Here is a 24528-nt window from a genome sequence, read left to right on the forward strand (position 1 = left end):
GTGGTCAGGTCTGCTCTGGCTCCGCCGGCTCCGCGGGAGCGGGCAGCCGCTCCACCAGGACCGTGGCGGTCTTGCGGCGGCGGCGTGCGGGGTCCTCCGCCACCAGGCGCAGCCCTGCGTAGTCGGCCTGGGAGCCGGGGACCGGGACCCGGCCGAGCGCGTAGGCGAGCAGGCCGCCGACGGTGTCCACGTCCGGCGCGTCGATCGCCACGGCGAACAGTTCGGCGAGCTCCCCCACCGGGAGCCGCGCGGTGACCCGCGCGCGGTCCTCGCCCAGGCGTTCGATCGGCGGAACCTCGTCATCGTACTCGTCGGTGATCTCCCCGACGATCTCCTCCACGATGTCCTCGATCGTGACGATTCCCGCGGTGCCGCCGTACTCGTCGATCACCACCGCCAGGTGGATGCGCTGCTGCTGCATCTCCCGCAGCAGTTCGTCGACCGGTTTGGAGTCGGGCACGTAGGTGGGCTCGCGCATGATGTCGCGGACCGTGCGCCCCGGGTCGGGGGACCCGCCGTCGGCCCGCCAGGCGTCGTGCATGCGCGCCACGACGTCCTTGAGGTAGACGATGCCGACGATGTCGTCGAGGCTCTCCCCGATCACCGGGATGCGGGAGTAGCCGCTGCTCAGCGCCTTCTCCAGGGCATCGGTGACGGAGACGTCGGCGTCCAGGAAGACGATGTCGGTGCGCGGGATCATCACCTCGCGCACGGTGGTGTCGTCGAGCTGGAACACCGAGTGGATCATCTGGCGCTCCTCGGGGTCGATGACGTGCCCCCGTTCGGCCAGGTCCACCAGGTGGCGCAGCTCCTCCTCGCTGGAGAAGGGACCCTCGCGGTCGGCGCCGCCGCCCGGCACGAGGAGCTGCCCGGCGGCCACCAGGAGCCGGGCCAGCGGTCCCAGCACCGCCGCCGCGGGGCGCACCACGGCCGCGCCGAGCCCGGCCACCAGGACCGGGAAGCGCCGCGCCAGGAGCCTCGGGACCACTCCGACCAGCACGTAGTCGGCGACCACCGCCACCGCCGCGGTCAGGACGGCCACGGGCCAGGTCAGGCCGAGCCAGCCGAAGAAGCCGACCGCCAGCGCCAGGGCGGCCGTGACCTCGCAGCCGCCCCGCAGCAGCAGCACCGTGTTGAGGTGCTGGGCGGGCTCGGCGGTGATCCGCGCCAGGCGGCGCGCGCCCGGGCGGTCGCGGTCCACCGGGTCCGTGCCCAGCCGGATGGCCCGGCTGAGTGCGGTCTCGGCCGCGACGAAGAAAGCCGCTCCGACGGTGAGCAGGACCGCCAGGCCGAAGGCGATCCCCGTGCCGGCGGCCCCGCTCACTGGTTCTCTTCCAGACTCCGGCGCCAGCCCGCGAGGAGTTCGTTCTGGAGGCCGAACATCTCCCGGTGCTCGTCGGGTTCGGCGTGGTCGTAGCCGAGCAGGTGCAGGATCCCGTGGGTGCACAGCAGGTCGATCTCGTCCTGCATGCTGTGCCCGGCCTGCTCCGCCTGGCGGGCGGCGACCTGCGGGCAGATGATCACGTCTCCGAGGATTCCCGGCTCGGAGGTCCGCCCGGGCGCTCCGGGGCGCAGCTCGTCCATGGGGAAGGAGAGCACGTCGGTGGGACCGGGCTCGTTCATCCACCGGACGTGCAGATCCGTCATGGGCTCCTCGTCGACGAGGAGCACCGACAGCTCCGCGAGGGGGTGGACCCGCATGGCGTCCAGCACGTACTGCGCCAGGCGGGCCAGCCGCTCCTCGTCGGCGGGGACGCCGGACTCGTTCGCGACGTCGATACTCATAGCTGTTACCGGCCTCAATTCCGTTGGGGTCAGCAGGATGCTCCCGCGGCGCGGGCCGCGCCGCGGGGTCAACCAGCTCCGGGGCCCGTCCCGTCGGAGCGGTTCGCCCTGCGTCCCGTGGAACCGTTGCCCTGTCTCTGGAGCTGTTGCGCCTCGTGCCTGCCGTAGGCGTCCACGATCTTTCCGACCAGCTTGTGCCGGACCACGTCGTTGCTGGTGAGCCGGCAGAAGCAGATGTCCTCGATGCCGTCGAGGATGGTCTCGACGGTCCTCAGTCCGCTCGACTGGCCGCTGGGCAGGTCGACCTGGGTGATGTCACCGGTGACCACGATCTTGGAGCCGAAGCCGAGCCGGGTGAGGAACATCTTCATCTGCTCCGGAGAGGTGTTCTGCGCCTCGTCCAGGATGATGAAGGCGTCGTTGAGGGTGCGTCCGCGCATGTAGGCCAGCGGTGCGACCTCGATCGTCCCCGCCGACATCAGCTTGGGGATGGAGTCGGGGTCGATCATGTCGTGCAGCGCGTCGTAGAGCGGACGCAGGTAGGGGTCGATCTTCTCGTAGAGGGTGCCCGGCAGGAAGCCCAGCCGCTCGCCCGCCTCGACTGCGGGGCGGGTGAGGATGATCCGGTTGACCTCCTTGGCCTGCAACGCCTTGACGGCCTTGGCCATGGCCAGGTAGGTCTTGCCGGTTCCCGCGGGACCGATCCCGAAGACGATGGTGTGCCTGTCGATCGCGTCGACATAGCGCTTCTGGTTCAGCGTCTTGGGCCGGATGGTGCGCCCGCGGGCCGACAGGATGTTCATCGTCAGCACGTCGGCGGGTCGCTCACCGTCGGAGGGAGAGCGGAGCATGGCCAGGACCCGCTCGATCGCGTCGGGAGTGATCTGGGTCCCGTTCTCCACGAACCGGAGGAGCTCCTCGATGAGCCGCACCACCTGGGCGTTGTCCTCGGGCCGACCGCTGATCGTGATCTCGTTGCCCCGGACGTGGATGTCGCTGTCGAAGGAGTTCTCGACCACCCGGAGCAGTTCGTCTCCGGAGCCCAGCAGGTGGATCATCATCTGCTCTTCGGGGACGACGACCTTGACCTGGGTGTTTGCGTACGTTGACTCGACCATGATGGGGCCTTGCGGCCGTCTCGCCCCTGCCTTTCGCGTCTCCGGAGGCCATGTCACAGAGGCCACTACGGCCTCTCCGTTCCAACTGCGATTCTACCAACCGGCACCGCAGTCCCCGAGGGGTTTTCTCCGGCCCCGGAGCCGCCCGCCGGACGGGGGCGGCCCCGGGGCCGCCCGCTCACCCGGGAGGCCACTGTAGACCGCGTCCGCCCAGCAGGTGGCCGTGGACGTGGAACACGGTCTGCCCGGCCCCGGGGCCGGTGTTGAAGACCAGGCGGTACCCGCTCTCCGCGATGCCCTCGGCCCGGGCGACCTCCCGCGCCTCGCGGGCGATCTCGTCGACGACGCCGACCCCGGCGGCCCCGGCGCTGGCCACGTCGGGGTAGTGCTCGCGCGGAACGATCAGCACGTGCGTGGGCGCCTGCGGGTTGATGTCGCGGAAGGCGAGCGTGCGCTCTCCCTCCCGGACGACCTCGGCGGGCACCTCCCCCGTGACGATCTTGCAGAACAGGCAGTCGGACCGACTGTCGGTCACCGCTCCTCCCTTCTCCGAAGAGCGCGGGGCGCTCTTCCGGCTCCCCATCATGCCGGAGTCCCGCACCGGGGGCGGCGGTGAGGGCCGCCCGCCCTCGGATCGCGCAACCGGGCCTGCGGTACCGCCTCCGCCACTATCCTGGTAGTTCGCGCGGCCCCCGACTGCCACGGAGGGGGCCGGCGCGCCGACCGCGCCCCCGGACACCGAAGGAGGTCATGGGCGCCTTCTCCAGCAAACACCAGTCTCCGACCGAGCGAGAAGAACGGCATGGCCTTTCGTAAACCCGGCGAGAAGGGGCCGCGTCCTAACCACGTGACTGAAACCATGGTGGCGGGAGCGCCCGCAGCGACGGTGTCGGTCAGGTGGGACGCCGACCAAGCGGTGACGCAGCTCTACTCGGCCCACTACCGTCCCCTCGTGCGGCTCGCCGCCCTCCTCGTCCGCGATGTCGCCACCGCCGAAGAAGTCGTACAGGACGCGTTCGTCGCCATGCACGGAGCCTGGCGGCGGCTGCGCGATCCCAACAAGGCGCTCTCCTATCTGCGCCAGTCGGTGGTCAACAAGGCCCGGTCCGTCCTGCGGCACCGGGCCGTCGTCGAGAAGCACGCCCCCAAAGCGCTTCCCGACGCCCCCAGCGCCGAGCACGGGGCCCTCGGTGAACTGGAGCGCGCCGACGTGGTCAACGCCCTGCGCGCCCTGCCGACACGGCAACGGGAAGCCATCGTCCTGCGGTACTACGGGGACCTCTCCGAGGCCCAGATCGCCGACGCCATGGGTATCAGCCGCGGTGCGGTCAAGAGCCACACGGCGCGCGGCATCTCCACGCTCCGCAAGCTCCTGGAGCAGACGACATGACCGAAGAATTCGACGACTTCGAAGAGCGGCTTCGGGCGGCCCTGCGCGCCGAGGCCGACAGCATCCCCATCTCCCACGACGCGCTGGAGCGCATCCGGGCCCGCACCGAACGCAGGCGCCTGTTCCCCTGGTCCGGGCTGGTGTGGTTCCGTCCCGTCGTCGCCGTCTGCGCGGCCGTGCTGATCGCCGGATCGGTCCTGCTGGGCACTCCGCAGATCCGCGACCACGTGCTGCCCGGGTCGTTCGTCTCCGCCTCGGACAGCCGACAGGCCGAGGACCCTCCGCCGAGCCTGGGCCAGGAGCCCCACGACGGGGACGGCGCGGTGGCCCCCCCGGCCGGCGGCGTGCCCTTCCAGCCCGTCCCGCCCCACTCCGAAGCGTCGCCGTCCGTTCCGGAGGCGACCAGCTCCCCGGAGGAGTCCCAGCAGCCCTCCTGCACGGCGACCCCCAGGAGCCGGGACGACGACGCGCACCGCGCCGAGAGCAGCCGTTCCGACGACACCCGTCCCTGCCCCTCGGGCTCTCCCGCTGCCGAGGAGGGCGAGGAGACGCCGTCCTCCCCGCCCTCCGCAGACGACGAGCAGGACGGCGTCTCCTCGTCCCCGCGTCCCAGCGACCCGGGGGAGACGCCGTCCTCCTCGCCCACGCTCTCCGGGGATGGCAGCACCCGGTGACCCCCTCGCCGGGGAGGGCTCCCCGGCAGCGGTCCGGCCGGGCTACCAGCGGTCGCACCGGGCCTGGAGGACGGCCAGCGCCGCCACTCCCGCCGTGGAGGTGCGCAGCACGGTGGGGCCGAGCAGCGCCCGCACCGCCCCGACCGCCTCGAAGGCCGCCAGCTCCGCGTCGGTGAAGCCCCCCTCGGGGCCGACGACCAGGACCACGTGCCCCCCGGGGGCGGACAGCTTCTCGGGCAGTTCCAGCTCCGACAGCCGCACCGCGCCCTCCTCGTGCAGCACGATCCCCAGCGAGGCGGACGCGAGCAGCTCCGCGACCTCCTCCGCCCGGCCCGCCGGCTCGGCGATCTCGGGGATGCGGCTGCGGCGGGCCTGCTTGGCCGCGGCTCGGGCCGCAGAACGCCACTTGGCCAGCGCCTTGGCGGCGCGGTCGCCCCGCCACCGGGTGACGCAGCGCTCCGCCTGCCAGGGCACCACGGCGTCGACGCCCGCCTCGGTCATGACCTCCACGGCCAGCTCCCCGCGGTCGCCTTTGGGCAGCGCCTGGACGACGGTGATGCGCGGCACGGGCGCCTCCTCGTGGACGCGCTCGCGCACCGCGCAGGTGACCGTGTCCCTGCCGACCGCGGTGACCACGCAGTGCGCCCGGTTGCCCGCGCCGTCGACCAGGTGCACGGTCTCACCCACGCCGATCCTGCGCACGGTGGCGGCGTGCCGTCCCTCGGCGCCCGTCACCAGCACGGGGTCGGTGTCCAGGTCCGCGGGGTCGACCAGGAAGACCGGGGCCGTCACCGCGCGCCGAAAGCGTCGCGGATGCGGGAGAAGAGGTTGCCGTGTCCGGGGCTGAACTTGCCGGGCGGGCGGTCCTCGCCGCGCAGCTCGGCGAGCTTGCGCAGCAGCGCCTCCTGCTCCTCGTCGAGGCGGCTGGGCGTCTCCACCGTGACGTGGATCAGCAGGTCGCCGCGGCCCGCCGCGTTGAGGTGGTGGCAGCCCTTGGACTCCAGGGTGATGATCTGCCCGGAGTTGGTGCCGGGACGCAGGTCGATCTCCTCGGGGCCGTCGAGGGTGTCGATGGTCAGCGACGCGCCCAGCGCCGCCGCCGTCATCGGCACCGTGACCGTGCAGTGCAGGTCGTCGCCGCGCCGCTCGAAGATCGGGTGCGGGCGCTGCACGATCTCCAGGAAGATGTCGCCGCGCGGGCCGCCGTTCGGACCGACCTCGCCCTCGCCCGCCAACTGGATCTGGGTGCCGTCCTCGACGCCCGCGGGGATCTGGACCTTGCGGGTGACGCGCTCGCGCACCCGGCCCTCCCCGGCGCAGTCGGGGCAGGGGTTGCGGATGACGGTGCCCTGCCCGGCGCACTGCGGACACGGCCGGGTGGTCATGACCTGGCCGAGGAAGGAGCGGGTGACCTGGGAGACCTCGCCGCGGCCGCCGCACATGTCGCAGGTCTCGGGGTGGCTGCCCCGCGCCGTCCCCTCGCCCTGGCAGGTGTCGCACACGACCGCGGTGGGGAAGGTGATGTCCTTGGTGACGCCGAACGCGGTCTCGGCCAGGTCCAGCTCGACCCGCACCTTGATGCTGCGTCCCCGGCGCATCCGCTCGCGCGCCGTGCGGGGGCCGCCCGCAGCGCCCCCGAAGAACGCGTTCATCAGGTCGTCGAACGGGAAGCCCGCCCCGCCGAAGCCGCCCGCTCCGCCGCCCGCGGCGCCGCCGCGGGCGAAGGGGTCGACGCCCATGTCGAACATGCGGCGCTTCTCCGGGTTGGAGAGCACCTCGTAGGCCTGGGCGACCTCCTTGAACCGCTCCTGCGTCTCCGGATTGGGGTTGACGTCCGGATGGAGTTCACGCGCGAGACGGCGATATGCCTTCTTGATCTCGTCCTGGGTCGCGTCACGGCGGACGCCGAGAATCTCGTAATAGTCCCTGGCCACTTACTGCCCCGCCAAGATCTGACCGACGTACCTTGCCACTGCGCGCACCGCTCCCATCGTTCCTGGGTAGTCCATCCGGGTGGGGCCGACGACCCCGAGTTTGGCCAGCGTCTGGTCGCCGATCCCGTATCCGGCGGCGACCACCGACGTGGCCTGTAGGCCCTCGTGGGCGTTCTCCGTCCCGATGCGCACCGTCAGCATCGAGGCGTCGCCCATCTCACCCAGCAAACGGATGAGCACGACGTTTTCTTCCAGTGCTTCGAGGACGTCGCGGAGTCCGGCCGAGAACCCCATCGCGGCGAGGTTCGACGTGCCCCCGAAGACGACCTTCTCCTCGTGCTTCTCGACGAGGCTCTCCATCAGGACCGACAGGACCGACTCGGCCATCGGACGGTCGTCCACCGGGAGCTGGGAGGTGACCCCCGCCAGCGCCTGGGGCGCCTCGGTGAGCCACTTCCCGGCGAGCGCCCGGTTGAGCACCCTGCGCAGGTTCTCGACCACGTCGTCGGAGACCTCTGCGAGGCCGTCGATGACGCGCTGCTCGACCCGCCCGGTGTTGGTGATCAGCACCATCATGACACGCTGCGGCGCCAGCGGCACGAGTTCGATGTGCTGCACGCACGACCGGGTCAGCGACGGGTACTGCATGATCGCCACCTGGCGGGTCAGGTGGGCCAGCAGTCGCACCGTGCGGGAGACGATCTCGTCGAGGTCCAGCGCCCCGCTCAGGAACGTCTCGATGGCCCGCCGCTCGGCCTTGGACAGCGGTTTGACCGTGGAGAGCCGGTCCACGAAGAGCCGGTATCCCTTGTCCGTGGGCACCCGGCCCGCGCTGGTGTGCGGCTGGGCGATGTATCCCTGTTCCTCCAACGCCACCATGTCGTTGCGGATGGTAGCCGGGGACACCCCCAGCTTGTGCCGCTCGACCAGTGCTTTGGATCCCACGGGCTCGTTCGTGGACACGTAGTCTTCGACGATGGCACGCAGCACCGCGAGTTTACGGTCGTCGAGCACGCGCTCACCTCCTGGCACTCCGTGGTCTCAAGTGCTAATTCTACGCGGCGGAGCCAAGAGGCGTTATGTCCGTTCGGGGACGGTATCAACCAGTAACCGCCGCGGTCAGGCCCCACCCGTCCGCCAGGGGATTCTGCCGCGCCGCCGCGCGGCGTCCGCGTCCTCCCCGGCGGCGCGGCCACTACAATCCGCACCATGCCTCCCCACCCCAGGCGCTACGGCGACGACGTCCTCTCCGGCGACCGGCGGCGCCGGGACCGGCGCAGCGTCCCGACCGTCCCCGCCGAGCTCGGGCTGGTCGTGGAGGTCGCCGACGACGGCTTCTGCGGTGCGGTGGTGGCCTGGGACCGTACCACGCTCACCCTGGAGGACCGGCACGGCCGGCGCCGGGTGTTCGAGATGGCCCCCGCGTCCTTCCTGATCGACGGGCGTCCGGTGACCGTGGTGCGCCCGCCCTCGGCGCCCTCCGGACCGCTGCGCAGCGCCTCGGGCTCGGTCCTGGTGCCCGGCCTGCGGGCGCGGACCGCGCGGGAGAGCCGGATCTTCGTCGAGGGCGTCCAGGACGCCGAGCTCGTGGAGCGGATCTGGGGCCACGACCTGCGGGTGGAGGGCATCGTCGTGGAGTGCCTGGAGGGGGTGGACCGCCTGGAGGAGGCGGTCGCGGCGTTCGCGCCCGGCCCGCAGCGGCGGCTCGGCGTGCTCCTGGACCACCTCGTCCCCGGCTCCAAGGAGAGCCGGATCGCCGAACGGGTCTCCTCCCCGCACGTCCTGGTCGTGGGGCACCCCTTCGTCGACGTCTGGCAGGCGGTGCGGCCCTCGGTCCTCGGCATCCCCGCCTGGCCCTCCGTCCCGCAGGGGACCCCCTGGAAGGAGGGGGTGCTGGCCGCGCTGGGCTGGCGCACGGACCCCCAGGAGGCGTGGCGGCGCATCCTGGGCTCGGTGCGCTCCTACGCCGACCTGGAGCCGGAACTGCTCGGCCGGGTCGAAGAAGTCATCGACTTCTTGACCGCTCCGTGCTCTTCCCCTGCCTAGGCTGCGTCTGTGGACCCGTGTCCCCGTCCGCACCACGGCACGGCCAAGGGAAGAGCATGAGCGAGACACCGCCCCACCCCCCGTCCCACGGCTGGGACCCGCCCCAGAGCCCCCCGGACCCCCGGTCGGCCCCGCCCGGGCCGCAGCAGCAGCCGCGGCGCCCGCCGAGGTTCGCCCCGCCGCACCCCCCGCAGTCCGCCTCGGAGCCGCAGTCCGTCCCGCCCCCGCCGGGGCGCCCCTCCGCGCTCCCCGGCCCGTACCAGGCCCCCGCGGGCCACGGCCCGTGGCCCGCGGGGGCCCCGGGCTCCGACGGGAGCACCTGGGCGATGGTCGCGCACCTGGTCGGCGTGGTCTTCGCCTGCACCGCCTGGCTGCCGTCTCTGGTCGTCTACCTGGTGGCGAAGGGCCGTTCGCCGTTCGTGCGCCACCACGCCGCCGAGGCGCTCAACCTCCAGTTGACCCTGTTCTTCCCGTACGTCGTCGGTGCCGGCCTCTTCGTCGGGCTGGGGTTCTCCTCCCCCGACCTGGCGTGGATCGGGACGGCGGTGACGGTCGCCGTGTGGCTGGTCTGTCTCGTCTTCGGGACGCTGGCCGCCACGGCCGCGGCACGGGATTCCTGGTACCGCTACCCGATCGCTTTTCATCTGGTCAAATGACGGGAACCTCCCCTACGGTAATTCCGTCGGAGTTGTCGAACGGCGCCCCGCCGGACCGTGGCGGATCTGCCCGCATCTCCCGAAGAACGAACACGAGGATGAACATGAGCAACCCCTACCCGCCCCCCGGCCCCGAGAACTACGGTCAGGGCGGCTACGGCCCCGACCCCTCCGCGACGGGCGGTCAGCCCGGCTACGGCCAGCCCGGGTACGGCGCTCCGCAGCCCGGCTACCCCCCGCAGCCCGGCTACGGCCAGCAGCCCGCCGCCAGCGGCGACGACAACACGTTCGCGCTCCTGACGCACCTGCTGGGCATCGTCACCATGTTCGTCGGTGCGCTCGTGATGTACCTGGTGAAGAAGGACACCGCCTCCCCCTACCTCAGGCACCACCTGCTGGAGGCGCTGAACTTCCAGATCACGGTCACCATCGCCTACGTGGTCTCCTGGGTCCTGGCGGTGGTCACCCTCGGGATCCTGTCCTTCGTCCCGGCGATTGTCTGGATCTTCGGCCTGGTCTTCTCCATCCTCGCCACGGTGGCCGCCAACAAGGGCGAGTGGTACCGCTACCCGGTCACCATCCGCATGATCAAGTAGTCGTCCCGCACGGCTCGGGGATCCGGTCACCGGATCCCCTTTCTCGTGTCCCGGGCTCAGGACAGGTCGAGCACCAGCGCGTCGGCGAGCAGCCGCCCCCGCAGGGTGAGCACCGCGCGCCCCCGGGCGTGCGCGGCGGCGTCCAGCAGTCCGTCCGCGGCGGCGCGGGCCGCGGCGGCGCGTCCGGAGTCGTCGAGCAGGTCCAGCGGACACCCCTGAGCGAGGCGCAGCTCCAGCAGGATGCGCTCGAAGCGGCGGTCCTCGGCGGAGAGGAGTTCGCGGGCCTGCGCCGGGGTGCGCCCCGCGGCCAGGCGCGCGGCGTAGGCGGCGGGGTGCTTGACGTTCCACCAGCGCACTCCCCCGACGTGGCTGTGCGCGCCGGGACCGATCCCCCACCAGTCGCCGCCGGTCCAGTACAGCAGGTTGTGGGCGCTGCGCGCGGAGGGGCCGGCCGCCCAGTTGGACACCTCGTACCAGTGCAGTCCCGCGGCGGACAGCAGTTCGTCGGCCATCAGGTAGCGGTCGGCCATGACGTCGTCGTCGGGCGGGGCGAGCTCGCCGCGGCGCACCCGCGCGGCCAGCCGGGTGCCCTCCTCCACGATGAGCGAGTAGGCGGAGACGTGGTCGGGCCCGGCCGCGAGCGCGGCGGTGAGGGACTCCTTCCAGTCGGCGTCGCTCTCCCCGGGCGTGCCGTAGATGAGGTCCAGGTTGACGTGCTCGAACCCGGCCTCGCGGGCCCAGGCCACGCACTGCTGGGGCCGCCCCGGGGTGTGCGTGCGCTCCAGGACCGCCAGCACGTGCTCCCGGGCGCTCTGCATGCCGAAGGAGATCCGGGTGAACCCGGCGTCGCGCAGCCGCAGCAGCACGTCGCGGTCGACGGTCTCGGGGTTGGCCTCGGTGGTGACCTCCGCGCCGGGGGCGAGGCCGAACCGGTCGTCGATCGCGGCGAGGATCCGCCCCAGCTCCTCGGGGGAGAGCAGCGTGGGGGTGCCGCCGCCGAAGAAGACGGTGCGCACCGGGACCTCGCGGTCGCCCAGCACCCGCCGGGCCAGGTCCACCTCGGCCACGGCCTGGTCGGCGTAGGTGCGCGGGGAGGCGACCGCCGAACCGTCCCGGGAGCGCAGCTCGGCGGCGGTGTAGGTGTTGAAGTCGCAGTAGCCGCAGCGGGTGGCGCAGAACGGCACGTGCACGTAGACCCCGAACGGCCGCGAGCCGACGCCCGCCAGCGCGGACGCGGGCAGGGAGCCGTCGTCGGGGACGGGGACGCCGTCGAGCGGGACTGAGGGCATGTCTCCAGTGTCGGCGATGCCGGGCGGTGCCCGCGCCCGCCGGGGCGCGGGCGCCCCGGTCACCTCGGCGCGGTGCCGAGCTGCTCTTCGACGGCGGCCAGTTGGGCCCGCCACTTGGCGGCGCTGCCGGGGATCTCCACGACACGGCGCAGCAGGGCCGCGTCGCGTCCGTGGCGGGCGCGGAAGGCGGTGGCGAGGTCGATGCCGTGGTCGGGGCGGTACTCCACGACCACGGGGTCGCCGGCGGCCACCTCGCCCTCCTCGAGCACCCTCAGGTAGGCGCCGGTGCGCGCCTCCTGGGTGAAGCGCTTGACCCAGCCGCGCTCCCCCAGCCAGTTCTGGAAGGTGCCGCACGGCGTGCGCGGCAGCGTCACCTCCAGCAGCGCGCTGCCGACCCGCCACCGCTCGCCGATGAGCGCACGGCTGACCTCGACCCCGCGGGTGGTGAGGTTCTCGCCGAACATCCCGTCACGCAGCGGCCTGCCCAGCCGCTCCTGCCACAGGTCCAGCTCCTCCCGGGCGTAGGCGTAGACGGCCTGGTCGCGGCCGCCGTGGTTGACGGTGTCGGCCTGGACGTCCCCCTCCAGCCCCAGGGAGTGGACGCGCACCCGGCCCGCGGCCGGGCGTTTGTCGATGGCGGTGTGCTTGAGTCTGCCCGCCCACTCGGCGGAGACGGGCAGGCCGGTGTTGACTGACAGCACGATCCCGGTGTCCATGGGCCGTACGCTACCTGCCCGCCCGGACGACCCGCTCCCCCATTTCCGCCCGGTGCACCCCGGTGGAGCCGCGGACGACGAGCTCCGGCTCGAACACGTACTCGGTGCGCGCCGGGGCGTGCCCGGCGATCTCGTCGCACAGCGCCCGGACCGCCGCCAGCGCCATGGCCTGGACCGGCTGGCGCACCGTGGTCAGCGGCGGGTCGGTGAACGCGATGAGCTGGGAGTCGTCGTAGCCGACCACCGACAGGTCGCCGGGGACCGACAGCCCTCGCTGGCGGGCCGCGCGGACCGCGCCCAGCGCCATCAGGTCGGAGCCGCACACGATGGCGGTGACGCCGCGGTCGAGCAGCCTGCTGGCCGCCGCGTGCCCGCCCTCGACCCCGAACAGGGACAGCTCCACGAGGTCGTCGTGGAACTCCAGGCCGTTGCGGTCGAGCGCGGCCTTGAAGCCCTCCAGCTTGCGCTGGACCGGGACGTAGCGGTAGGGGCCGCTGGCGAACCCGATGCGGGTGTGGCCCAGGGCCGCCAGGTGGTCGACCGCGAGCCGGGCCGCGGCCCGGTCGTCGGGGGAGACGAACACCGCGGGCAGCCCCTCGACGTAGCCGTTGACCAGGACGATGGGCAGGCGGCGGGCCAGCAGGGCGCGGTAGCGGTCGTGGTTGGCGGTGGTGTCGGCGTGCAGGCCGGAGACGAAGATGATGCCGGAGACGTTGCGCTCCAGCAGCATCTCGACGTACTCGTCCTCCACGATCCCGCCCGGCGTCTGGGTGCACAGCACCGGGGTGTAGCCGTGCTGGGCGAGCACCCCCTCGGCCGCCTGCGCGAACATGGGGAATATCGGGTTCTCCAGCTCCGGCACGACCATGCCGACCAGCCCGGCCGAGCGCTGTCTCAGGCGGGCCGGGCGCTCGTAGCCGAGCACGTCGAGCGCGGTCAGCACGGCCTTGCGCGTGGCCGGACCCACTCCCGGTTTGTCGTTGAGCACCCGGGAGACCGTCGCCTCACTCACGCCCGCCTGGCGGGCGATGTCGGCCAATCGTGGTGGACCCATGCCAGCACTCTAATCCAAAACCCGCTTCCCCCGCTGCAAGAAATCGGTAACCTTGCGCAAGCGATTGCAGTCCCCGTTACCCCCAGGTTCTCTGGAGACCTCCATGCAGCAGACTCCTGACAGCGCCCGCCCCGCGGCAGCGGCCGCACCCTCCCGCTGGTGGCGGCACGCGGTCATCTACCAGGTCTACGTCCGCAGCTTCGCCGACTCCAACGGCGACGGCGAGGGCGACCTGAACGGCATCCGGGAACGCCTGCCCGCACTGTCCGACCTCGGCGTGGACGCGGTCTGGCTCACCCCCTTCTACGTCTCCCCGCTGGCCGACGGCGGCTACGACGTCGCCGACTACCGCGACGTCGACCCCCGGTTCGGCACCCTGGACGACTTCGACGCGCTGCTGGCCGCAGCCCACGACCTGGGCATCCGGGTCATCATCGACATCGTCCCCAACCACACCTCCTCGGCGCACCGCTGGTTCCGCGAGGCGCTGGCCGCCGGGCCGGGCAGCCCCGAACGCGACCGGTACGTCTTCCGGCCGGGCCGGGGCAGGGACGGCGAGCTGCCGCCGAACAACTGGCAGTCGATCTTCGGCGGCCCCGCCTGGACCCGGGTCAAGGCGCCCGGGGGGCAGCCCGAGGAGTGGTACCTGCACCTGTTCGACGTCGAGCAGCCCGACCTGAACTGGGAGAACCCGGAGGTGAGGGCGGAGTTCGCCGACATCCTCCGGTTCTGGCTGGACCGCGGCGTGGACGGGTTCCGCATCGACGTGGCGCACGGAATGATCAAGGACCCCGCGCTGCCCGACATCGCCGAGGGGCAGAAGGCCGACCTGCTGGACGGCCACACCCGGCTGCCCTACTTCGACCAGGACGGCGTGCACGAGATCTACCGGGAGTGGCGGGCCATCGTCGACAGCTACCCGGGCGAGCGCGCCCTGGTGGCGGAGGCCTGGGTGGAGGACGCCGACCGGGTGGCCCGCTACCTGCGCCCCGACGAGCTGCACCAGGCGTTCAACTTCGAGTACCTCACCTCCCCGTGGGACGCCGCGGCGCTGCGCTCGGTCGTGGACCGCTCCCTGGCCGCCAACGGCGCGGTCGGCGCACCCACCACCTGGGTGCTGTCCAACCACGACGTGACCCGGCACGTCACGCGGTTCGGCGGGGGCGCGCAGGGCCTGGCCCGGGCCCGGGCCGCCGCCCTGCTGATGCTGGCCCTGCCCGGGTCCGTCTACCTCTACCAGGGCGAGGAGCTGGGCCTTCCCGAGGTCACCGACCTGCCGGAGGAGGCGTTGCAGGACCCCACCTGGGAGCGCTCCGGGCACACCGAGCGGGGACGCGACGGCTGCCGCGTGCCGCTGCCGTGGGAGGGCGAGGAGCCGCCGTTCGGCTTCGGCTGCACCGCCGAGCGCGCCTGGCTGCCGGTACCCGCGCAGTGGCGCTCGCTCACCCGGCAGGCCCAGGAGGGCGACCCCGGCTCCACCCTGTCGCTGTACAAGGCGGCCCTGCGGCTGCGCCGGGAGCTGCCGGCCCTCGGCGACGGCTCGCTGACCTGGCAGGACGCTCCCGAGAACGTGCTGGTGCTGGCGCGTGACCCGGGCTTCTGCTGCGCGGTCAACCTCGGCTCCGCTCCCGTTGGGCTCTCCCTGGAGGGCGAGGTGCTGCTGTCCAGCGGTCCGGTGGAGCGGTCCGGGACGGAGCTGGTGCTGCCCGCGGACACCGCGGTGTGGCTGCGACGCTGACGCGCGGACGGCTCCCCGGGGTGCGGGATGCCAGTCACGGAGAGCGGGGGTCCGGGCGCACGGGGGCGCCCGGACCCCCGCTGCTGTCAACCGGACATTTCACTTGGATTACGTATCTTGCAGCAAGAGACCGAAAACTCTTCCAAAGTTTGCAAGATCTTGCTAACGTCTCACGCCACCGCACTGGAAGCCGCGCGGTGCCGGGGGACGCCGCAGCGGCATGCTCGAAGGAGAATCCATGAAGTTCCGCAGCTTCAGCGTGCTGTCGGGCGCGGCGGTCCTCGCGCTGCTCGCGACCTCGTGCGGCGGCGGAGGCGACGAGACCGCGTCCTCAGAGGAGCCCGCAGACGGCACCATGGTCATCTGGGCCGACCCCAACCGAACCGACGTACTGATCCCCTACGCGGAGAAGTTCGGCGACGCGCACGGCGTCACCGTGGAGGTCGAGTCCGTCCCCAACGAGGACCTCCAGGACAACTTCGTCACCGCCCACCAGGCGGGCTCTCCCCCCGACCTGGTGGTCGGCGCCCACGACTGGACGGGCAACCTGGTCCGCAACGGCGCCGTCGACCCGATCCAGCTCCCCCAGGAGACGGCCGACGGCTTCGAGCAGGTCGCCCTCGACGCGGTGACCTTCGACGGCCAGCTCTACGGCGTGCCCTACGCCATGGAGAACCTGGTGCTGTTCCGCAACACCGACCTGGCCCCCGACGCCCCCGAGAGCATCGAGGACCTCGTCGAGCAGGGCAGGAAGCTCAAGGACGACGGCAAAGTCGAGGAGATCCTGAGCCTCCAGGTGGGCTCGGAGGGCGACGCCTACCACATCTACCCGCTGTACACCTCCGCGGGCGGCTACCTGTTCGGCAGGGACGGCGAGGGCAGCCTCGACCCCTCCGACCTGGGCGTGGGCACCGACTCGTCCATCGAGGCGTTCGAGAAGATCGCCGAGCTCGGCGAGAAGGGCGAGGGCGTGCTCAAGCGCTCCATCGACAGCCAGAACGCCGGCCCGCTGTTCCACGAGGGCAGGACCGCCTTCCTCATCTCCGGCCCCTGGGCCATCGCGGACATGAAGGAGGCGGGCATCCCCTACGAGATCAGCCCCGTCCCCGGATTCGCCGACGGCGAGGAGGCCCGGCCCTTCATCGGCGTCCAGGCGTTCTTCGTCGCCTCCGGAGGCGCCAACAAGCTCCTCGCCCAGGAGTTCGTCACCAACTACGTGGCCGACCCGCAACTGGCCGTGGCGCTGTACCAGGCCGACCCCCGTCCCCCGGCGCTGACCTCGGCCCTGGACGCCGTCGCCGAGAGCAACCCCGACCTGGCCAAGATCGTCGAGGCCGGCGCGAACGGCGACCCGCTGCCCGCCATCCCCGAGATGGCCGCCGTGTGGGGGCCGTTCGGACAGGCCGAGGCCGCCGTCATCGCCGGTGAGGACGTGGCCGAGGCCGTGAAGGCCGCGGGCGCCGCGATCTCCGAGCAGATCGGCGGCTGACCGCGGTGGCCCGCAACGCCGCAGCGGGCGCCCCGGAAAGGGCGCCCGCTCCCACGTCCCGCGTCCGCGGAGCGCCCTCCGCCTCGGTGGCCGGGCTGGCCCTCAAGATCGGCGCGCTGGGCCTGGCCTCCGCCCTGGCGATCTGGGCGGCCGTCCCGCTCGTCGGCGCGGCCAACTGGATCGGGGTGGGGATCGTCGCCGCGGTGACGGCCCTCGTCTTCTACGTCTACCTGTCGCCCCGCCACGTGCCGCTGAAGTACCTGCTGCCCGGCACGCTGCTGCTCATCGCCTTCCAGATCCTGCCGGTGCTGTACACCGTCAGCACCTCGGTGACGAACTTCGGCGACGGGCACCGCGGCGACAAGGAGCAGGCCATCGCGGCGATCGAGGCCTACTCCGTGGTGCGCTCCCCCGACTCGCCCAGCTACACCCTCACCGTGGCGGCCGACGGCGACCCGGCGACCGGAGACCTGGTGTTCCTGCTGACCGCCGCCGACGGAACCGTCTACGCGGGCGACGCCGAAGGGCTCACCGAGCTCGACGCCGACGACGTCGCCGTCGACCCCTCGGGCAAGGTCACCGAGGCCGAGGACTACACCGTCCTCACCACCGCCGAGATCAACGAGCGCGGCAACGAGATCGCCGACTTCGCGGTCCCCACCGGCGACGGCACCGGCATCCGCTCCAGCGGGCTGTCCATGGCCTACGAGGGCCGGGCCACCCGCACCTACCAGGAGGACTGCGACTGCGTCGTGGACTCCGCCACCGGGGTGGAGTACGTCGCCGACGACGCCGCGGGCGCCTTCGTCTCCGCCGACGGGCAGCGGCTGCTCCAGGGCTGGCAGGTCGGCGTCGGCTTCGACAACTTCCTGCGGTTCGTCACCGACCCGACCACCGCCTCCTCGTTCCTGTCCATCCTCACCTGGAACATCGGCTTCGCCGCGGGCACCACGCTGCTGGTCTTCGCCCTGGGGCTGGGCCTGGCCCTGCTCATGCACACCCGCACGCCCCTGCGCGGCCGCACCCTCTACCGGATCCTGCTGGTCCTGCCCTACGCGATGCCCTCGTTCGCGATGCTGCTGCTGTGGCGCGACATGTTCAACACCGACTTCGGGCTGATCAACCGGGTGCTGGGACTGGACGTGAACTGGCTGGGCAACGCCTGGACCGCGCGCGGCTCGATCCTGCTGGTCAACACCTGGCTCGGCTTCCCGTACATGTTCCTGGTGGCCACCGGGGCGTTGCAGTCGATCCCCCGGGAGCTGGGGCAGGCCGCCCGGATCGACGGCGCGGGCGCCTGGCAGGCGTTCCGCCACGTCACCCTGCCGCTGCTGATGGTCGCCATGACCCCCATCCTGGTCTCCACCTTCGCGTTCAACTTCAACAACTTCAACGCGGTGTGGCTGACCACCGCGGGCGGGCCGTTCCGTCCCGACAACCCGCTGGCCGGCGCCACCGACCTGCTCATCACCTACACCTTCCGGCTGGCCTTCGGCGGCCAGGGCGCCCAGTACGGGTTCGCCTCGGCGGTGTCGGTCCTCATCTTCCTGATCGTGGCGCTGCTGTCCGTGGTGAGCCTGCGGCAGAGCCGCTCCCTGGAGGAGGTGAACCGGTGACGACCGCCGCGACACGCAACCGGCGCGCCCTGCGGTGGCTGCGGGAGAACTCCTGGCGGCACCTGCTGCTGTGGTTCGCGCTGGCCTTCGCGCTGTTCCCGATCCTGTTCGTGGTCTCGGCCGCGCTCAACCCGCTGGGCACGCTCAGCTCCAGCCACCTGCTGCCCAGCGGGGCGTCCCTGGACAACGCGCGGGAGCTGTTCGCGACCACCCCGTTCGGGTCCTGGTACGTCAACTCCATGGTGCTGGCGCTGTGCAACGCCGCGGTCACGGTGTTCCTGTCCGCGCTGGCCGCCTACGCCTTCAGCCGCTTCCGGTTCACCGGACGGCGCCTCGGCCTGCTCGGCATCCTGCTGATCCAGATGTTCCCGCAGTTCCTGGCGATCGTGGCGATCTACCTGATATTCAACACGGTCACCGACTACTGGCCCGCGTTCGGCTTCGACACCCGCTGGGGCCTGCTGCTGGTCTACCTGGGCGGCGCGCTGAGCGTGAACACCTGGCTGATGAAGGGCTTCTTCGACACCGTTCCGGCGGAGCTCGACGAGTCCGCCAAGGTCGACGGCGCCAGCCACGCCCAGGCGTTCTTCCGCATCATGCTGCCGCTGGTGACCCCGGTGCTGGCGATCGTCGGACTGCTGGTGTTCATCAACACCGTCAACGAGTTCCTCATCGCCACCGTGTTCCTGCGCGACCCGGAGGCCAAGACGGTCGCGCTGGGCCTGTACTCGCTGGTGGCCGACGAACGCAACGCCAACTTCGGCCTGTTCGCGGTGGGCACCCTGCTCGTCGCGCTGCCGACCATGGCGGTCTTCTGGTTCCTGCAACGCTACATCGTCGAGGGGCTGACCTCGGGCGCGGTCAAGGGATGAGCCCCGGGCCGGTGCGACCGCCCTCTCCCCGGCCCGCACCGGCCCCTCCGCGACGCGCTCCCCGGTGTGCGGGCCGGGGAGCGCGTCCCTACTTCTTCTTGCCGTCCTTGCCCTCGCCGGAGCTCTCGGTGGACAGCGCCGAGATGAACGCCTCCTGCGGCACCTCGACCCGGCCCACCATCTTCATGCGCTTCTTGCCCTCCTTCTGCTTCTCCAGCAGCTTGCGCTTGCGGCTGATGTCGCCGCCGTAGCACTTGGAGAGCACGTCCTTGCGCAGGGCGCGGATGTTCTCGCGGGCGATCACCCGGGAGCCGATGGCGGCCTGGATGGGCACCTCGAACTGCTGCCGGGGGATGAGCTCCCGCAGCTTCTTGGTCATCTCCACGCCGTAGGAGTAGGCGTTGTCGCGGTGCACGATCGCGGAGAAGGCGTCGACCACCTGGCCCTGCAACAGGATGTCGACCTTGACCAGGTCGGCGGCCTGCTCCCCGGACGGCTCGTAGTCCAGCGAGGCGTACCCCTTGGTGCGGGACTTGAGCTGGTCGAAGAAGTCGAAGACGATCTCGGCGAGCGGCAGCGTGTAACGCATCTCCACCCGGTCCTCGGACAGGTAGTCCATGCCCTCCAGCGAACCGCGCCGCCCCTGGCACAGCTCCATGATCGGTCCGACGTAGTCGGCGGGCGTCAGCACGGTGGCCTTCACCACCGGCTCGCGGACCTCGGCGATCTTGCCCTCGGGGAACTCGCTGGGGTTGGTCACCGTGTGCTCGGCGCCGTTCTCCATGCGGACGCGGTAGACCACGTTGGGCGCGGTGGAGATGAGCGCCAGGTCGAACTCGCGCTCCAGCCGGTCCCGGGTGATCTCCAGGTGCAGCAGCCCCAGGAACCCGCAGCGGAACCCGAATCCCAGCGCCGCGGAGGTCTCCGGCTCGAACACCAGGGCCGCGTCGTTGAGCTGCAACTTCTCCAGGGCGTCGCGCAGCACCGGGTAGTCGGTGCCCTCGATCGGGTACAGCCCGGAGAACACCATCGGCTTGGGGTCGCGGTAGCCGGGCAGCCCCTCCGCGGCGGGGGAGGCGGCGGAGGTGACGGTGTCGCCGACCTTGGACTGGCGCACGTCCTTGACGCCGGTGATGATGTAGCCGACCTCGCCCACGCCCAGGGACTCCACCCTGGTGGGCTCGGGCGAGCTCACCCCGATCTCCAGCGTCTCGTGGGTGGCCTTGGTCGACATCATCTGGATGCGCTCGCGGGTGTTGAGCTGCCCGTCGACGACCCGCACGTAGGTGACCACGCCCCGGTAGGTGTCGTAGACCGAGTCGAAGATCATGGCGCGCGCGGGCGCGTCCGCGTCGCCGACCGGCGGCGGGATGCGGGTGACGATCTCGTTGAGCAGCTCCTCCACGCCCTCGCCGGTCTTGGCGCTGACCCGGAGCACGTCCGACGGCTCGCAGCCGATGATGCCCGCCAGCTCGGCCGCGTACTTCTCGGGCTGGGCCGCGGGCAGGTCGATCTTGTTGAGCACCGGGATGATCGTCAGGTCGTTCTCCAGCGCCAGGTACAGGTTGGCCAGCGTCTGGGCCTCGATGCCCTGCGCCGCGTCGACCAGCAGGACCGCGCCCTCGCAGGCGGCCAGCGACCGGGAGACCTCGTAGCTGAAGTCCACGTGGCCAGGCGTGTCGATGAGGTTGAGCACGTAGGTCACGTCGTCGAGCGCGGTGAAGGGCAGCCGCACCGCCTGCGACTTGATCGTGATGCCACGCTCGCGTTCGATGTCCATGCGGTCGAGGTACTGGGCACGCATCTGGCGTTCCTCGACCACACCGGTCAGTTGCAGCATGCGGTCGGCCAGTGTCGACTTGCCATGGTCGATGTGCGCGATGATGCAGAAGTTCCGGATCAGCGCGGGATCGGTCCGAGTTGGCTGTGGCACCGTGGTCCGTTCACATTCTTCGAGGTCGGATGGGCACGACGCGGCGGGAGCGCACGCGCGGCCCCGGATTCGGGCGGTGTCCCCATGGTCCCACGGGTGCGACATCGGGCGGTACCACGGGCCAGAATGGGACACACGGCCCCCACCAGGCTATGCGACGACACGAACCGGGAGACCCACGTGCGCTGGCTACTCACACGTCTTCTCGCGGGACTGGCCGCGGTACTGGTGGTGGCGGTGGGCGCGGGCGTGCTGCTGGCCGCGCAGTTCTCCGGCGAGAAGGCGGAGTGGGCGGTCTCCACGGGCGCGGACGCGGCGTGGCTGGACGCCTCCTGGCTCGACGGGGAGGCCGACCTCGCCGCCGCGCTGCCCCGGCTGCGCTCCTTCTCCGAGGTGTACGTGCACGTGGGGGAGATCGCCGAGGACGGGTCGGTGGACCCCGACGGCTACGCGCAGGCCGGCGCCTTCCTGGAGCGGATGGGGCGGGAACTGCCCGAGGTGCGCGTCCTGGGCTGGCTGAGCAGCACCGCCGACGGCTCGTCGCTGCTGGAGGACCGCGTGCCCAAGGAGGCCCGTGCCCGCCTGGTGGAGGCGGCCGCCGCGGTGGTGGACGCCGGCTTCGACGGGGTGCACTACGACATCACCCCGGTCACCGTCAACGACCCGGGCTTCGTCGCCCTGCTGGAGGAGACCCGCGAGGCGGTCGGCGAGGAGGCGGTGCTGTCGGTGCTCGCGCTGCCGGTGGAGCCGCTGCCCGGGGTGCGGCTGCCGGTGTTCCTCGCCGAACGGGGGGAGCGCTACTGGTCCACCGGCTTCCTGCAACGGGTCGCGGAGCCGGCCGACGTGGTCGTGGTCTCCGGCGGCGGCACCGGCATGCCGGGCGGCTCCCTGTACGGCGGCTTCATGGCGCGCCAGACCGAGCTGGCCCTGCGCGCGGTCCCCGAGGAGACGGGGCTGCGGATCGGCACGCCGCGCGACGCCGCCCCCGACGACCTGGCGACCGCGGCGGAGGCGGTGCGCATCGCGCTGACCGGGCACGGCGAACGCGACGGCTTCGGGATGGCGGTGCACGCGCCGGAGGCCATGGCCGAGGAGGAGTGGGCGGCGTTCGAGGAGGGCTGGCTGGCGCCCAGCCGCTGAACAGGCGTCGCGGTGCGAGCAGCCCGGGTGACGGGGCATAATGGAAGTCCGTGTCTCGGACGTTCCACGTTCGATTGAGCCCTTGGTCTCAGCACTCGCGTCGGCCTCCGCGGACCTCCTTGTGGATCGGCTGCCCACAACCGCGGTCCGGGTGTCCCCGGCGCGCACCCTGACAGCAACTGGAGCATGTTTTCGCATGGCGAACATCAAGTCGCAGAAGAAGCGCAACCGGCAGAACGAGAAGGCCCGTCTGCGCAACCGGGCGGTCAAGTCCTCGCTCAAGACCGCCATCCGCAAGTTCCGTGAAGCTGCCGAGGCCGGGAACGTCGAAGAGGCGGTCGTCCTCCAGCGCGCCGCCGCGCGCCTGCTGGACAAGGCCGTCAGCAAGGGTGTCATCCACAAGAACCAGGCCGCGAACCGCAAGAGCGCGATCGCGAAGCGGCTCAACCAGTTGCAGAACGCCTAGTTCTCGCACAGACGCCGGAGGCCGGACCCCCAGGGTCCGGCCTCCGCTCTTTTCGCTCCCGGGAGGCCGCCGGGAGCGGCACGGCCGACCGGGCCGGTCCGGGTTGTCCACAGGCGGGGGTTCTTGTGCGGCGACGCCCCGGCGCCGCGCCCTAGCGTCGACGCCATGGCATCTCGACACCCCTCGTCCGTTCCCTCCGCCACCCCGGAGCAGCGGCTGCGGGCCCTGGTCCGGCCCGTCCGCTGCGCCCCCGCTCCCGAAGCCGCGGCCGACGACGGCGCCGACCTTCCCGCGCCTCCTCCCGTCCCCGACGGCGACGACGGCTCGGAGCCGCCGCTCATACCGCCGCCGCCACCGCCCTACGCCGTGGTCGACCCGCCCGACCGGCACGCCCCGGAGTCGGCACCAAAGCCCGTTCCGCCGTCCGCCGCGTCTGCCGACGGCGGCGCACTCGGGCCGTCCGCGACTCCGGACGACGCCTCCGGGCGCGACGGCCCCCACGTCCTGCCCCCGCCCGCCGCCCCCGTGTTCTGGGAGGAGCCCCGGGACGCGGGCAGCGGCGGCGCGGAGCCGCCTCCTGCGCCGGCCCGGTCCCCGGGCGGCCGCGGGCGGGACCGACGGCGCGGGGACGGCGGCGGGGTCCGCCTGCCCCCGCCGGAGGAGCCGCCTCCCGGATACGTGCGGCTGCTGCCCTCCGGCCCCGCCGAGCGGCGGCTTCCGGCACCGCTCGCGGCACTGCTGGAGCGGCTGCCGTTCCCGGGTGGGGAGGACCGTCCCCGCCTGGGCGCCTCCGGGGTCTTCGCGCTGGCCGCGGTGTGCCTGCTGGCGGCGGGGGCCACCGGGTGGTTCATGGTCGCCGCCCGTCCCGCCTCCGCCCCGGCCCCGCCCGTGCCCTCCCCCGCCGCCTCCCCGTCCGCCGCCGGCGCGGGGGGCACGGTGGTCGTCCACGTCGGCGGCGAGGTCGAGTCGCCCGGTGTGGTCACCCTGCCCGCCGGTTCCCGGGTGGCCGACGCCATCGAGGCCGCGGGCGGGCTGCTGCCCGACGCCGACCCCGGGCTGCTCAACCTGGCCCGCCCGCTCGTCGACGGCGAGCAGGTGCTCGTGGGCGTCACTCCGCCGCCCGCGCCCTCCCCCGGCCAGGCGGCCCCGGGCGGCGGTGTCGGCGGCGGAACGATCGACCTCAACACCGCGACCGCCGAGCAGTTGCAGACCCTGCCGGGAATCGGCCCGGTACTGGCCCGGCGCATCGTCGACTACCGCACCTCCCACGGCGGCTTCACCTCGGTGGAGCAGTTGCGCGACGTCACCGGCATCGGCGACCGCCGCTTCGAGGAGCTGCGCGGCCTGGTCCACGTGGGCGGGGTGTCGTGACCGCGCCCGCCCCGCTCCTCCCATCCGGCGGGCACGCCCCGCTGGACCTGCGTCTGGCCGCTCCCGCGGTGGGGCTGTGGCTGACCGTGCTGGCGCTGCTGGACGCCGCTCCGCGCACCGCCTTCCTGGTCGCGGCGGCGGCCGGGGGCGCGGCAGCGGCGGTGCTGCCGCTGCTGCGCCGTCCCCGCCTGGGAGCCGTGGCCGCCCCGCTCGCCGCGGTCCTGGTGTGCGCGGCGGGCGGGGCCCTGGCGGTGGCGGGCCGCAGCGCCGCGGTGGCGGGCTCCCCGGTGTCCGCGCTGGCCGCGGAGGGCAGGACCGCGGAGCTGTCCGTGACGGTGTCCTTGGACCCGCGGCCCCGCGCCGCCCCGTCGCTGCCGGGCGGCGTCGAGTTCGTCGTGGCGGCCCGCACCGAGTGGGTGGCGTCGGCGGACGGGACCCGGGTGCACACCCGGGTCCCGGTGGTCCTGCTGGTCCGCGGGGAGGAGTGGCGGCACCTGGTCCCCAGCCAGTCGGTCCGGGTGTCGGGCAGGGCCGTCGCCGCCGAGGGCGGTTTCGAGGCCGCGCTGCTGCTGGTGCGCGGCCCGCCGCGCGAGGTGGGGCCGCCGTCCGGGGTCCACTCCTGGGCCGAGGAGGTCCGGGAGCGGC

The 24528-nt window shown here is 72.4% G+C and carries 23 protein-coding genes and 1 pseudogene; 13 read left to right on the forward strand and 11 right to left on the reverse strand.

The features are described from left to right. Positions 1–4: 4 nt before the first annotated feature. The 4 genes from AC529_RS00790 to AC529_RS00805 form a co-directional block, all read right to left on the reverse strand. Positions 5–1324 carry a hemolysin family protein gene (locus tag AC529_RS00790; protein WP_068753010.1) on the reverse strand — a complete coding sequence of 440 codons (1320 nt, stop codon included), beginning with the start codon at positions 1322–1324 and terminating at the stop codon, positions 5–7. Next, a complete protein-coding gene (gene ybeY, locus AC529_RS00795) occupies positions 1321–1785 on the reverse strand; it encodes an rRNA maturation RNase YbeY (RefSeq protein ID WP_068753011.1) in 465 nt (154 codons plus the stop codon). Before ybeY ends, AC529_RS00790 begins: the two co-directional genes overlap by 4 nt. Positions 1786–1853: 68 nt before the next feature. After that, positions 1854–2903 carry a PhoH family protein gene (locus AC529_RS00800; RefSeq protein WP_068753012.1) on the reverse strand — a complete coding sequence of 350 codons (1050 nt, stop codon included), beginning with the start codon at positions 2901–2903 and terminating at the stop codon, positions 1854–1856. A gap of 178 nt (positions 2904–3081) precedes the next feature. After that, positions 3082–3438 carry a histidine triad nucleotide-binding protein gene (locus AC529_RS00805; protein WP_068753013.1) on the reverse strand — a complete coding sequence of 119 codons (357 nt, stop codon included), beginning with the start codon at positions 3436–3438 and terminating at the stop codon, positions 3082–3084. Between the two features lie 324 nt (positions 3439–3762). On the opposite strand from AC529_RS00805, the gene AC529_RS00810 reads away from it, so the two are divergent. Continuing rightward, positions 3763–4293 (forward strand): SigE family RNA polymerase sigma factor, encoded by a 531-nt coding sequence (locus AC529_RS00810; RefSeq protein ID WP_068753014.1) that lies wholly within the window; start codon positions 3763–3765, stop codon positions 4291–4293. Further along, positions 4290–4967, forward strand: a complete 678-nt coding sequence (locus AC529_RS00815; protein ID WP_068753015.1) for a prolipoprotein diacylglyceryl transferase — start codon at positions 4290–4292, stop codon at positions 4965–4967. The genes AC529_RS00810 and AC529_RS00815 overlap by 4 nt, the downstream gene beginning before the upstream one ends. A 42-nt stretch (positions 4968–5009) precedes the next feature. Here the strand turns inward: AC529_RS00815 and AC529_RS00820 are convergent, their stop codons facing one another. Genes AC529_RS00820 through hrcA form a run of 3 tightly spaced genes read right to left on the reverse strand, consistent with a single transcriptional unit; the run spans position 5010 to position 7915 of the window. Continuing rightward, complete coding sequence (locus AC529_RS00820) at positions 5010–5759, reverse strand: 16S rRNA (uracil(1498)-N(3))-methyltransferase (RefSeq protein ID WP_068753016.1); 750 nt, start codon at positions 5757–5759, stop codon at positions 5010–5012. Continuing rightward, positions 5756–6901 (reverse strand): molecular chaperone DnaJ, encoded by a 1146-nt coding sequence (gene dnaJ, locus AC529_RS00825; protein ID WP_068753017.1) that lies wholly within the window; start codon positions 6899–6901, stop codon positions 5756–5758. The genes AC529_RS00820 and dnaJ overlap by 4 nt, the downstream gene beginning before the upstream one ends. After that, positions 6902–7915: a heat-inducible transcriptional repressor HrcA gene (gene hrcA / locus AC529_RS00830; RefSeq protein ID WP_068753018.1), complete on the reverse strand. Its 1014-nt coding sequence runs from the start codon at positions 7913–7915 to the stop codon at positions 6902–6904. It lies immediately after the preceding gene. Between the two features lie 195 nt (positions 7916–8110). Between hrcA and AC529_RS00835 the strand changes: the two genes are divergently transcribed. From AC529_RS00835 to AC529_RS00845, 3 genes are all read left to right on the forward strand, one after another. After that, complete coding sequence (locus AC529_RS00835; RefSeq protein ID WP_068753019.1) at positions 8111–8947, forward strand: DUF3097 domain-containing protein; 837 nt, start codon at positions 8111–8113, stop codon at positions 8945–8947. Between the two features lie 56 nt (positions 8948–9003). Next, entirely contained in the window at positions 9004–9603 is a 600-nt protein-coding gene (locus tag AC529_RS20705) for a DUF4870 domain-containing protein (RefSeq protein ID WP_232306518.1), read from the forward strand. A gap of 104 nt (positions 9604–9707) precedes the next feature. Beyond that, the gene (locus AC529_RS00845; RefSeq protein WP_068754346.1) at positions 9708–10199 is read left to right on the forward strand and encodes a DUF4870 domain-containing protein; all 492 of its coding nucleotides are present in this window, start codon (positions 9708–9710) and stop codon (positions 10197–10199) included. Positions 10200–10255: 56 nt separating this feature from the next. Here the strand turns inward: AC529_RS00845 and hemW are convergent, their stop codons facing one another. The 3 genes from hemW to AC529_RS00860 are packed head-to-tail and all read right to left on the reverse strand — an operon-like array spanning position 10256 to position 13258. Next, a complete protein-coding gene (gene hemW, locus AC529_RS00850) occupies positions 10256–11488 on the reverse strand; it encodes a radical SAM family heme chaperone HemW (protein ID WP_068753021.1) in 1233 nt (410 codons plus the stop codon). 59 nt (positions 11489–11547) lie between these two features. Beyond that, complete coding sequence (locus tag AC529_RS00855) at positions 11548–12204, reverse strand: MOSC domain-containing protein (protein WP_068753022.1); 657 nt, start codon at positions 12202–12204, stop codon at positions 11548–11550. A 10-nt stretch (positions 12205–12214) separates the two neighbouring features. Further along, complete coding sequence (locus tag AC529_RS00860; RefSeq protein WP_198156251.1) at positions 12215–13258, reverse strand: LacI family DNA-binding transcriptional regulator; 1044 nt, start codon at positions 13256–13258, stop codon at positions 12215–12217. A gap of 103 nt (positions 13259–13361) precedes the next feature. Here AC529_RS00860 and AC529_RS00865 point away from each other — a divergent pair, with 103 nt between their 5' ends. The 4 genes from AC529_RS00865 (at position 13362) to AC529_RS00880 (ending at position 18973) form a co-directional block, all read left to right on the forward strand. Next, on the forward strand, positions 13362–14996 hold the full coding sequence (locus AC529_RS00865; RefSeq protein ID WP_068753024.1) for a glycoside hydrolase family 13 protein: 1635 nt from the start codon (positions 13362–13364) through the stop codon (positions 14994–14996). A 238-nt stretch (positions 14997–15234) separates the two neighbouring features. After that, positions 15235–16485: a sugar ABC transporter substrate-binding protein gene (locus AC529_RS00870; protein WP_068753025.1), complete on the forward strand. Its 1251-nt coding sequence runs from the start codon at positions 15235–15237 to the stop codon at positions 16483–16485. Positions 16486–16490: 5 nt separating this feature from the next. After that, the gene (locus AC529_RS00875; RefSeq protein WP_083947833.1) at positions 16491–18101 is read left to right on the forward strand and encodes an ABC transporter permease subunit; all 1611 of its coding nucleotides are present in this window, start codon (positions 16491–16493) and stop codon (positions 18099–18101) included. After that, positions 18098–18973, forward strand: a complete 876-nt coding sequence (locus tag AC529_RS00880; protein ID WP_068753027.1) for a sugar ABC transporter permease — start codon at positions 18098–18100, stop codon at positions 18971–18973. Before AC529_RS00875 ends, AC529_RS00880 begins: the two co-directional genes overlap by 4 nt. 88 nt (positions 18974–19061) lie before the next feature. On the opposite strand, the gene lepA is transcribed toward AC529_RS00880, so the two are convergent. Continuing rightward, positions 19062–20906 (reverse strand): translation elongation factor 4, encoded by a 1845-nt coding sequence (gene lepA, locus AC529_RS00885; RefSeq protein WP_068753028.1) that lies wholly within the window; start codon positions 20904–20906, stop codon positions 19062–19064. A 180-nt stretch (positions 20907–21086) separates the two neighbouring features. Here lepA and AC529_RS00890 point away from each other — a divergent pair, with 180 nt between their 5' ends. The 4 genes and pseudogenes from AC529_RS00890 to AC529_RS20265 all read left to right on the forward strand — a co-directional run. Next, a complete protein-coding gene (locus AC529_RS00890) occupies positions 21087–22046 on the forward strand; it encodes a hypothetical protein (RefSeq protein WP_068753029.1) in 960 nt (319 codons plus the stop codon). Between the two features lie 196 nt (positions 22047–22242). Beyond that, entirely contained in the window at positions 22243–22512 is a 270-nt protein-coding gene (rpsT, locus tag AC529_RS00895; protein ID WP_068753030.1) for a 30S ribosomal protein S20, read from the forward strand. Positions 22513–22677: 165 nt separating this feature from the next. After that, positions 22678–23883, forward strand: coding sequence for a ComEA family DNA-binding protein (locus AC529_RS21115; protein ID WP_269745516.1), 1206 nt, complete (start codon positions 22678–22680; stop codon positions 23881–23883). Continuing rightward, positions 23880–24528 (forward strand): annotated as a pseudogene (locus tag AC529_RS20265) (ComEC/Rec2 family competence protein); the annotation flags it as partial. The gene AC529_RS21115 and the pseudogene AC529_RS20265, both read left to right, overlap by 4 nt.

This window comes from Thermobifida cellulosilytica TB100 (assembly GCF_001517975.1).
Classification (GTDB): domain Bacteria; phylum Actinomycetota; class Actinomycetes; order Streptosporangiales; family Streptosporangiaceae; genus Thermobifida; species Thermobifida cellulosilytica.

Bases quoted from the DNA above. Each gene is read 5' to 3' on its own strand.
- AC529_RS00835 (WP_068753019.1), top strand. From the start codon at position 8,111: ATGCCTCCCCACCCCAGGCGCTACGGCGACGACGTCCTCTCCGGCGAC.
- AC529_RS00865 (WP_068753024.1), top strand. From the start codon at position 13,362: ATGCAGCAGACTCCTGACAGCGCCCGCCCCGCGGCAGCGGCCGCACCC.
- AC529_RS00815 (WP_068753015.1), top strand. From the start codon at position 4,290: ATGACCGAAGAATTCGACGACTTCGAAGAGCGGCTTCGGGCGGCCCTG.
- AC529_RS00860 (WP_198156251.1), bottom strand. From the start codon at position 13,258: ATGGGTCCACCACGATTGGCCGACATCGCCCGCCAGGCGGGCGTGAGT.
- AC529_RS00870 (WP_068753025.1), top strand. From the start codon at position 15,235: ATGAAGTTCCGCAGCTTCAGCGTGCTGTCGGGCGCGGCGGTCCTCGCG.
- rpsT (WP_068753030.1), top strand. From the start codon at position 22,243: ATGGCGAACATCAAGTCGCAGAAGAAGCGCAACCGGCAGAACGAGAAG.
- hemW (WP_068753021.1), bottom strand. From the start codon at position 11,488: ATGCCCTCAGTCCCGCTCGACGGCGTCCCCGTCCCCGACGACGGCTCC.
- AC529_RS00810 (WP_068753014.1), top strand. From the start codon at position 3,763: ATGGTGGCGGGAGCGCCCGCAGCGACGGTGTCGGTCAGGTGGGACGCC.
- ybeY (WP_068753011.1), bottom strand. From the start codon at position 1,785: ATGAGTATCGACGTCGCGAACGAGTCCGGCGTCCCCGCCGACGAGGAG.
- AC529_RS00855 (WP_068753022.1), bottom strand. From the start codon at position 12,204: ATGGACACCGGGATCGTGCTGTCAGTCAACACCGGCCTGCCCGTCTCC.
- AC529_RS21115 (WP_269745516.1), top strand. From the start codon at position 22,678: ATGGCATCTCGACACCCCTCGTCCGTTCCCTCCGCCACCCCGGAGCAG.
- AC529_RS00845 (WP_068754346.1), top strand. From the start codon at position 9,708: ATGAGCAACCCCTACCCGCCCCCCGGCCCCGAGAACTACGGTCAGGGC.
- AC529_RS00800 (WP_068753012.1), bottom strand. From the start codon at position 2,903: ATGGTCGAGTCAACGTACGCAAACACCCAGGTCAAGGTCGTCGTCCCC.
- AC529_RS20705 (WP_232306518.1), top strand. From the start codon at position 9,004: ATGAGCGAGACACCGCCCCACCCCCCGTCCCACGGCTGGGACCCGCCC.